Source organism: Acinetobacter sp. Ver3 (genome assembly GCF_000632455.1).
Taxonomy (GTDB): Bacteria; Pseudomonadota; Gammaproteobacteria; order Pseudomonadales; family Moraxellaceae; genus Acinetobacter.
The window spans coordinates 1-759 of record NZ_JFYL01000177.1 but is presented as its reverse complement, the minus strand read 5'-3'; the positions used below and the strand labels follow the sequence as shown (position 1 = coordinate 759).

Here is a 759-nt window from a genome sequence, read left to right as displayed (position 1 = left end):
GGTCAGGCAAACACCACCGATCCGTCAAGGGTATTAATCTCATTACCTTGTATGCGACAGATCAGAATGGTCAAAATATTCCAATTAATTTCCGAATTTATGACAAATCTGAAAGTAAAACCAAGAATGATTACTTTATGGATATGTTAAGTGAAGTACTCAGTTGGGGTGCAAAGATTCAATTTATTACAGGTGATAGTTGGTATTCATCGACTGGAAATCTAAAAACCATAAGAAAATATGGTATTCGATTTATGTTTGGTATCGACTGTAACCGTAAGGTTTCCCCAGAAAAAGGACAATGGTTTCAACTGCGTTTATTGCCAAATTTTCATCAGGGTCAAGTGGTCTGGCTCAAAGATGTTGGCTTTGTACAATTATTTAAGACTCAGTTAAAAGAACAGCAGAGATTTTATATTGTGCATCAAGATGAAGATGATTTATTGTCCTTTGATGGTTTTTATGAATTACATTCAAGTCATTGGAAAATAGAACAATATCATCGAGTAATTAAACAGGTTTGTCATATTGAAAAGTTTCAAGTAAGACGATCTAAACTGATTTTGAATCATATTTTTTCAGCCTTGATGGCCTACGTCGAGATACAAAAGAACCAGTTTGAGCGGATCTTTGAAAATGTATATCGTTGGCAGAAGAAATTATTTAGACCAGTTATCAAAAACTTCATTGATGACTTTATTCTCGATAAAAATCATCTGCTACCACAGAGAATCTATAAATAATAGTGCGTAAGTCCTA

General features: G+C 33.7%; 1 protein-coding gene. It reads left to right on the top strand.

Annotation, left to right across the window (positions count from 1 at the left end; translation table 11 throughout):
• A partial coding sequence (locus CL42_RS16230; protein ID WP_035271034.1) for a transposase occupies positions 1-743 on the top strand: 743 nt, incomplete at its 5' end.
• Between the last annotated feature and the right edge of the window lie 16 nt (positions 744-759).